Below are 6,292 nucleotides of genomic sequence, written 5' to 3'. Positions count from 1 at the left end.
CCCTCGGTGGAGCTGCAGCGGATCCATCAGGGGCTGCTGGAGGAGGACCGCGTACTACCCTGACCGGTCCAGGGCGATCGGCGCGGGTCGGCGCGGGTCGGTGCGGATCGGTGCAGGTCCGCGGGTTCCGCGCGGTGGACTGCACGCCGGTGCCACCCCCCTCCGGGTGGGCGCGTTCGGAGGTGGGCGCGGGCGGGGCGGCGCGCCCCCGGGAGCCGCGTCCCGGGAGCCGTGTCCCCGAAAGCAAGGGGCGGGCCGCCCCGCGCCCGGCGGCGGTGCCGCCGGGGCGCCGGGCCGGGTCAGCCGCGGGCGGCGGCGCGGGGAGCCGGGCCGGCCGCGGCGCGGCGGGAGCCCCCGGACGCCACCAGGTCCAGGTAGGAGCGGACGTCCTGGGCGGCGGCCCTCTCTCCGCTCAGCGGGATCTCGGCGCCCACGTAGCCGTCCGGGCGCACCACCAGGACCCGGCCGCTCCGCTCCGGCCGGGCGTCCTCCACCGTCAGCGGGTCCAGCGGGTGCTCGACCCGGAGCGCCGCCCCGGGCGGGGAGAGGACCAGCCACCGCCCGTCCCGCTGCAGGTCGGCGACGGTGCGCGCGCCCTCCGGGGCGGCCACCCGGGCGGGGGCGATCCAGTCCCCCGCGCAGTCGGACAGGGAGTGCCGGGCCTGCAGGGTCAGCGGGCCCGTCTCGTAGCTGCCCGCGGGTTCGGTCCGGACCCGCGGGCGGCGCTCGCGCAGGATCGGGGCGAGCGCGGCGGCGGGGTCCTCGGACACCCCAGCCCGCAGCACGTGCTCCCCGCGCCGCATCAGCACCTCGGCGATGCCGCGCCGCTCGGTCTCATAGGTCTCCAGCAGGGCGGGCGAAGCGTCCCCCCGGACCACCGCCGCCAGCTTCCAGCCCAGGTCGGCGGCGTCCTGGATGCCGGTGTTCAGCCCGTGCACCGGCATCGGGAAGACCCGGGCCGCGTCGCCGAGGAGCAGCACCCGGCCCAGCACCCAGCGGTCCGCGTTCCCCTGGAGGGGGGTGCGCCGCCACAGGTGCTCCGGGGCGGTCAGCCGGACCCCGTCCCCCAGGATGCCCCGGACCGCCTCCTCCACCTCGGCGGTCCCGGGGGCGGCGGGGGCCTCCGCGGCCGGGGCGGCAAGGAAGAGCCGGTAGCGGCCGCCGGCCAGCGGGACCAGCCCCACGTGCCGGCGCGGCGCGTGGAACAGGTCCTCCTGGGCGGGGGGCAGGTCCAGGCCCTCGATCCCGGTGTCCAGCTGCCACCAGGTGATGTCCCCGTGCGGCCGCGAGGTCCACGCGGCGCCGGCGGCGCGGCGCGTCGGGCCGTCCTCGCCGTCCGCCGCCACCACCCACGCGGCGCGCACCCGCTCCTCCCCGGACTCCGAGCGCAGCCCGACCAGGACCGAGTCCCGCTCCCGGGCCAGCAGCGACGCCTCGGTCCCGCGCCGGACCGGGCAGCCGTGCCGCTCGGCCAGCGCGGACAGCATCTCCTCCTGGCGGTCCTGGCGGACCAGGAGCGGGAAGGGCCACCGGTCGTCGTCGGGGTCCTCGCGCAGCGGGACGCTCACCGACTCGCCGCCGACGTGGAAGACCTTGGCCCGCATCTCGACGGAGTCCGCGCGCAGCGCCTCCGGGTCCAGCCCCACCCGGTCGAGCGCGTACAGGGTGCGCCGCCACAGGTTGGGGCAGCGGGCGCCGGGCAGCGGCTCCGGGCGCCGGTCCACCACCCGGCAGCGCACGCCGCGCCGGGCCAGGTCCGCGGCGAGCGTCAGCCCGGACGGGCCGGCGCCGATGACCAGCACGTCCAGGGCGGTCTCGGATTCGGGCATCGCGGGTCCTCCTTCGTCGTCCTGCGCGCGGCTCCGGGCGGGACCGGCGCACCACCGCATCATCCGGCGGCCGATCGGACCGGCGTTCGAGGAGCGGTCGTGGCTCAGGGAACAATCCAGGTTCGCGCGAACGGGGGTTGAGAGCGACCTCGGACACTTGTCGCAACCGGCAACCGATCACGCAGGGAGCGCCCCATGGCACTGTCAGCAACCGTTCACAGGATCAGGCCCGAAGCGGCCGCGGAGGTCGCGGAGGTGCTCGGCGAGGGCCCGGCCGACCTCGGCGGCCTCTCCGGGACGGGCCTGTTCGTGCAGGACGACACGGTCGTCCGGGTCTTCCACCACGGCGAGGGCGACGGCGGCGCCGCCGAGCTGATCGGCCGGGAGGACGAGAAGCGGCTCGCGCCCTACCTCCGGGACGGGGGAGCGCCGGTCCCGATGGTGTGCGTGCAGTCCCGGTTCATCGAGGACCGCCCGGCCGGCCTCGCCGCCCTCCGCTACAAGGTCAAGCCGGGGCACGAGAAGGAGATCGGCGAGGTCTTCGCCCAGGTGCAGGCGGAGGCGCGGCCGACCCTGCGGGGGGACAAGGGGCAGGAGACCGGCGTCATCATCGGCGTCGGCCTGTTCGTCAAGGACGACAACATGATCCGGGTGGTCATGTTCGACGGCGAGCTGGACGACGTCGCCCGGTACATGTCCAAGCGCGGCGGCCGCCCCGAGATGGAGAAGAAGCTCGCCCCCTACATGGCCGAGACCCGGCACGTGGAGACCCCCGAGCAGTTCCTGGAGCAGTTCAAGGCCAACACCATGCACTGCGCGCACCGGAGCCGGCGGGCGGAGCGGTGACGGTCCGGCTGGTGGTCCACCACCGGGCCCCGCAGGACGACCCGGAGGCGGTGGAGCGCTCCTACCGGCTCTTCCTGCCCGGGTTCCAGGGGACGCCCGGCCTGCTGGGCGTGCGGCTGCTCCGGCTGGCCGACGACCCGCTCGGCTACGCGGTGGTGAGCGACTGGGAGCGGCGCGAGGCCTACGAGACCTGGCGCCAGGGCCCCGCCTACCAGGGGAAGAAGACCCCGCTCCACCCGTACCAGGACCGGAACCGGCGCCCGCACTACGAGATCTACGAGGTCTTCGAGGACGGCGCGGCCGGCGCGGAGCCCCCGGGCGGGGACCGGTGACCCGGCCGGGGCGGACCGGAGGAGGAGAGCCGATGGACACCGGACTGGAGAAGAAGCGGGTGCTGGTCACCGGGGGCACCCGCGGCGTCGGGCGGGCCACCGCGCTGGCGTTCGCGCGGGCCGGCGCGCAGGTCGCGGTCTGCCACCGGGGAGGGAGCCGGCCGGACGAGGAGCTGGCCGCCGCCGTGCAGGCCGTGCACCGCGCCGACGTGTCCTCGCCCGCGGACGTCGCGGCGCTCGCGGCCGCCGTCGGGGAGGACTTCGGCGGACTGGACGTCCTGGTGAACAACGTCGGGGCGGACGGGGCGGCCCCTCTCGCCGAGCTCGCGGAGGAGGAGTGGGCCAGGGTCCTCGACCTCAACGCGACCTCGGTCTACCGGGTGATCCGGGCGGCCCTCCCGCTGCTGGGCGAGGGCGCGTCGGTGGTCTCCGTCGGCGCGGCCGCGGCGATGCGCGGCCGCCCCGCCGCCGCCCACTACTCGGCCGCCAAGGCGGCGCTCATCGGGCTGACCCGGTCGCTCTGCAAGGAGCTGGGCCCCCGGGGGATCCGGGTGAACGCGATCGCGCCCGGCATGGTCGACGGCGGCGGCGCGGAGCCCCCCGGCCCGATCGCCGAGCGGATCATCGCGGCCACGCCGCTGGGGCGGCTGTGCCGGCCGGAGGACGTCGCCGGGGCCGCCCTCTTCCTCGGCGGCGACACCTCGGCATTCCTGACCGGAACCACGATCAACCTCGACGGAGGAATCTGATGCCCTACGCAGCGATCAGCTACCGGATCGACCCCGCCTACCAGGAGGAGGTCGCCGAGCTCTTCTCCGGCTTCCAGCGGGTGAACACCCCGGTCTTCACCGACGAGAACGGGGAGGAGGCGGGGCGCCTGCTGGGCACCGCCGTCTTCGTCAAGGACGACGTCCTGGTCCGGGTCATCCACTACGAGGGCGACTTCGCCCGGATCGGCCGGCACATGGGCGCCCAGAAGGGGGTGCACATCCTGGAGGAGAAGCTGGCGCCGTACCTGGCGGCCCCCAGGGAGACCGACACGAAGACGGCCGAGGGGTTCTCCGAGCACTTCCGGTCGTCGACCATGCGCTGCATCTCGCAGCTGACCGTGGACACCCACCCGAACGGGTCCGCTTGAGGCCCGGACGGAACCGAGTAGAGGAGAGGAGGGGCGGCATGTCCGTTGCGGACACGGCTCCGCCCGCTGCACAGGGAGGACCGGGCGGGCCGGGCGGACCGGGCGGGAACGGCGTTCCGGCGCACGCGCGGCTGCTCATGCTGACCAACGGCAAACGGGTCTCCCAGGTGGTCTACGCCCTGGCGGAGGTCGGCGTCGCCGACGCCCTCGCCCAGGGGCGCACCCGGGTCCCCGAGATCGCCGAGGCGGTCGGGGTGGACGCCGGGGCGCTGCGCAGGCTGCTGCGCTGCGCGGCGTCGGTGGGGGTGTTCACCCTCGACGACGAGGGCCGCGTCGGGTTCACCGAGATGGCCGAGGCGCTCCGCGCCGACGCCCCGAACAGCCAGCGCGACATGATCCTGTTCAACGGCTCCGAGGTGGTCAACCGGCCCTACGGGGAGATCGTGACCGCGCTGCGCACCGGGCGGCCGGTGTTCGACGACATCTTCGGCGCGGACTTCTTCTCCTACCTGGAGGAGAACCCGGAGAGCGGCCGCCTGTTCGACCGGGCGATGTCGCGGATGAGCGCGGCGACCACCCGGCTGCTGCTGGACGCCTGCGACTTCGGCCGCTTCGGCAGCGTGGTCGACGTGGGCGGCGGGCAGGGCCTGTTCCTCGCCGAGCTGCTGGCGCGCCACCCCGGGGTCCGGGGGACGCTGGTCGACCGCCCGGAGGTGGTCGCGGAGTCGGCCGCCAACTTCGCGGAGAAGGGGGTCGCGGAGCGGGCCGAGGCGGTCGGAGGCGACTTCTTCGGCGAGCTCCCGGCCGGGCGCGCCGCCTACGTGCTCAAGGCGGTGCTGCACGACTGGGACGACGGGCCGGCCGGGGCGATCCTCGGCGCGGTCCGCGCGGCGATGCGCGGCGACCCGGACGCCCGCCTGGTGGTGCTGGAGCACGTGGTCGCCCCCGGGGACCGCTGGGATCAGGGGAAGTTCCTCGACATCGACATGATGCTGCGGTTCGGCGGCCGGGAGCGGGACCTCGCAGAGTGGCGGGCGCTCTTCGCCGCCTCCGGGTTCGAGCTGGTGTCGGCGCCGGAGGCCGGGCGCTGGGCGGTGCTGGAGTGCCGCCTCGCCGACGGGGCGCGGACCGATTAGATGAACACCGCTCTTGAAACTGAATACTGTTCAGCTATAGTGAGCAGTGTGCGGAGGCGTTCGCGCGCCAGTGCCTCCTGCGGGTCGGACGCGCCGAACACCCGTGCGGCCGGTGCCCGTCGGCCGGAGGGGATCGCGTGCCACAGGAAGGAGTCATCCGAATGAACGTGTACGACATTCGAGCGGACGCCGCGGGGATCGCCGCGCCGGACACGGTCGAGCCGGGCGCCGCGACCTTCCGCATCCGCTCGGAGGACCCGGAGGGCGCCTGGCTCGGCCTGGTGCGGCTGGTGGACGGGGTCTCGCTGGAGCAGTACCTGGACGACCTCAAGCGCGCCTACGGGTACGGCCCGGAGGCGATCGCGGCGAGCCGGGTCCTCGACGGCCAGGGCATCATGCTCGGCGGGGCCGCGGTCACCGGCGACGTGCCCGTCTCCTACACCCAGCTGCTCTCGCCCGGCACCTACCACTTCATCGACTACAAGCGGATCCTCGGCGACGGCCCCGCGGCCAAGGTGCACTCGTTCACCGTCGGCACCGGCCCGGCCTCGATGGGCTCGGAGCCGTCCGGGGCCGAGGTCGCCGTGGTCCAGGTGAACACCGCGGCCGGCCCCCGCTACCAGGTGCCGCAGGAGATCCGGAGCGGTACGCCGCTGCGGGTGACCAACCGGCTGGACCAGTACAACGAGGCCGTCCTGATGGGCCTGAAGGACGGCGCCCGCGGGAGCGACGTGGAGGACTTCTTCGCCGCGATCTCGGACGGCCGGCAGCCCCCGGTCCCGGACCTCATCCGGTCCGGCCCCGTCGGATGCGTCCCCCTGTCCCCGGGGCGCTCCGCGGTGGTGTCCGCCGACCTCCCGCCCGGGCGGTACGTGCTCACCTCCTGGGTCACCGACCACGACAACGGGAGGAAGTTCCCCGCCGAGGGAATGTACGCGCTGGTCACCATCGTCTAGCGGCCGGCCCGGCCACCGCCGCGCGCCCGGGGGGACGGGCGCGGGACAGGGAAGA

7 protein-coding genes are annotated in these 6,292 nt (G+C 75.2%); 6 read left to right on the top strand and 1 reads right to left on the bottom strand.

All coding sequences use genetic code 11. The features are described 5' to 3' along the window. Positions 1–299: 299 nt before the first annotated feature. Positions 300–1,829: an FAD-dependent monooxygenase gene (locus tag D459_RS37455; RefSeq protein WP_017596484.1), complete on the bottom strand. Its 1,530-nt coding sequence runs from the start codon at positions 1,827–1,829 to the stop codon at positions 300–302. A 195-nt stretch (positions 1,830–2,024) separates the two neighbouring features. Between D459_RS37455 and D459_RS33980 the strand changes: the two genes are divergently transcribed. From D459_RS33980 to D459_RS0128895, 6 genes are all read left to right on the top strand, one after another. After that, positions 2,025–2,675: a SchA/CurD-like domain-containing protein gene (locus D459_RS33980; protein ID WP_081620748.1), complete on the top strand. Its 651-nt coding sequence runs from the start codon at positions 2,025–2,027 to the stop codon at positions 2,673–2,675. Then, positions 2,672–3,007 (top strand): antibiotic biosynthesis monooxygenase family protein, encoded by a 336-nt coding sequence (locus D459_RS33220; protein ID WP_017596482.1) that lies wholly within the window; start codon positions 2,672–2,674, stop codon positions 3,005–3,007. The genes D459_RS33980 and D459_RS33220 overlap by 4 nt, the downstream gene beginning before the upstream one ends. A 32-nt stretch (positions 3,008–3,039) precedes the next feature. After that, positions 3,040–3,756 (top strand): SDR family NAD(P)-dependent oxidoreductase, encoded by a 717-nt coding sequence (locus tag D459_RS0128910; protein WP_017596481.1) that lies wholly within the window; start codon positions 3,040–3,042, stop codon positions 3,754–3,756. Next, positions 3,756–4,145: a SchA/CurD-like domain-containing protein gene (locus D459_RS0128905; RefSeq protein ID WP_017596480.1), complete on the top strand. Its 390-nt coding sequence runs from the start codon at positions 3,756–3,758 to the stop codon at positions 4,143–4,145. The genes D459_RS0128910 and D459_RS0128905 overlap by 1 nt, the downstream gene beginning before the upstream one ends. Before the next feature lie 38 nt (positions 4,146–4,183). Then, positions 4,184–5,281: a methyltransferase gene (locus D459_RS0128900; protein WP_152523154.1), complete on the top strand. Its 1,098-nt coding sequence runs from the start codon at positions 4,184–4,186 to the stop codon at positions 5,279–5,281. A 161-nt stretch (positions 5,282–5,442) separates the two neighbouring features. Further along, complete coding sequence (locus tag D459_RS0128895) at positions 5,443–6,237, top strand: hypothetical protein (protein WP_017596478.1); 795 nt, start codon at positions 5,443–5,445, stop codon at positions 6,235–6,237. Positions 6,238–6,292: the final 55 nt, after the last annotated feature.

The sequence above is a fragment of the Nocardiopsis potens DSM 45234 genome, from assembly GCF_000341105.1.
Lineage (GTDB): Bacteria > Actinomycetota > Actinomycetes > Streptosporangiales > Streptosporangiaceae > Nocardiopsis_A > Nocardiopsis_A potens.
This window is presented reverse-complemented; position numbering and strand designations above follow the sequence as displayed.

What these genes read in the sequence shown, in the direction of transcription:
- D459_RS37455 (WP_017596484.1), bottom strand. Translation starts at nt 1,829, where the DNA reads ATGCCCGAATCCGAGACCGCCCTGGACGTGCTGGTCATCGGCGCCGGC.
- D459_RS33980 (WP_081620748.1), top strand. Translation starts at nt 2,025, where the DNA reads ATGGCACTGTCAGCAACCGTTCACAGGATCAGGCCCGAAGCGGCCGCG.
- D459_RS0128910 (WP_017596481.1), top strand. Translation starts at nt 3,040, where the DNA reads ATGGACACCGGACTGGAGAAGAAGCGGGTGCTGGTCACCGGGGGCACC.
- D459_RS0128905 (WP_017596480.1), top strand. Translation starts at nt 3,756, where the DNA reads ATGCCCTACGCAGCGATCAGCTACCGGATCGACCCCGCCTACCAGGAG.
- D459_RS0128900 (WP_152523154.1), top strand. Translation starts at nt 4,184, where the DNA reads ATGTCCGTTGCGGACACGGCTCCGCCCGCTGCACAGGGAGGACCGGGC.
- D459_RS0128895 (WP_017596478.1), top strand. Translation starts at nt 5,443, where the DNA reads ATGAACGTGTACGACATTCGAGCGGACGCCGCGGGGATCGCCGCGCCG.